The sequence below is a fragment of the Pseudoalteromonas sp. BSi20439 genome, assembly GCF_000241165.1.
In the GTDB taxonomy this organism is placed as follows: Bacteria; Pseudomonadota; Gammaproteobacteria; order Enterobacterales; family Alteromonadaceae; genus Pseudoalteromonas.
The window spans coordinates 1-1,293 of sequence record NZ_BADW01000062.1 but is presented as its reverse complement, the minus strand read 5'-3'; the positions used below and the strand labels follow the sequence as shown (position 1 = coordinate 1,293).

The 1,293-nt window shown below is 41.6% G+C and carries 1 protein-coding gene; it reads right to left on the bottom strand.

Translation table 11 applies throughout. The features are described from left to right. Nucleotides 1-34 precede the first annotated feature (34 nt). Nucleotides 35-1,237 carry an IS256 family transposase gene (locus P20439_RS05870; RefSeq protein ID WP_008465246.1) on the bottom strand — a complete coding sequence of 401 codons (1,203 nt, stop codon included), beginning with the start codon at nt 1,235-1,237 and terminating at the stop codon, nt 35-37. Nucleotides 1,238-1,293: the final 56 nt, after the last annotated feature.

Below are 1,293 nucleotides of genomic sequence, written 5' to 3'. Positions count from 1 at the left end.
GAGGGCGTTCAGAATTCTGTGTCAGCCTAAGTTGCTAAATATCTAGCACACCATCTAACCTACCTTCGAAGTGGATGGCCAATTGCGACAATGTCAGATTCCAATTATGGATTGGCATTGTCCATTTCTTCGAGGCATTCAATATGCCTGCATACAATAATTTCATCAAGCTGTTTTCATTAGGGAATGCTCCCTTAGTCTTGGTGAGTCGCCTAAACTGACGATGTACAGCTTCAATTGCATTTGTGGTATAAATAGCTTTTCGCACGTAATCTGGATACTTGAAGTAAACCGACAGATTGCCCCACTTACGACGCCAAGACTCGATAACGATAGGGTATAACTTGCCCCATTTGGCATCTAATTCGGCGAGAGCGGCTTCTGCTGCATCTTTAGTGGCTGCCTTATAAACGGGTTTCAAGTCAGCCATAAACTCTTTTTGGTGCTTTGAAGCAACATACTTCATCGAATTACGAATTTGATGAATAACGCACTCCTGCACTTCGGCGTCAGGATAGATTGTTGCTATTGCTTCAGGGAAGCCTTTTAGTCCATCAACACAGGCAATTAAAATATCGGATACACCACGATTATGTAAATCTGTTAATACTGATAACCAATAGTTAGCCCCTTCACTTTCAGAGATATATAAACCAAGTAACTCTTTGCGGCCCTCGATATTGACACCTAGTACGGTATAAATAGCCTTACTCACGTAGCGCCCATTTTCTTTAATCTTATAATGAATGGCATCAAGCCAGATAAACGGGTAAAGCGTGTCTAAGCTGCGCGCTTGCCATGCTTTAAGCTCTGGTATCAGTTGGTCTGTTACGGCAGTGATGGTGGCCTCTGATACCTCAACGCCATACATATCCTGTATGTGGCCTCGAATATCTCGATAGCTCATACCTAAAGCAAACATAGATAGGATTTTCTCATCAATTTCAGGCGTTAACTTGGTTTGGTTCTTTTTAACAAGCTGAGGTTCAAACGAACCTGAACGGTCTCTGGGCGTTTCAAGTTCAAATTGACCTATGGATGACTTAACTGTTTTTTTGGTTGAACCATTTTTACGGTTAACTTGGGTCTCAGATTCTAAATGCTGCTCTAATTCAGCTTTAAGAGCCGCTTCGGTGAGTTGTTTAATTAATGGTGTTAGAACACCGTCTTCGCCAGTAAGGCCTTTACCAGCTTGAAGTTCAGCTAATGCTTTGTTGAAGTCGAAAGATTGAGTCATGTGTCACTCCTGTTTTCTTAATAATACTGAAATGACACAGATTTCTAAACACTACC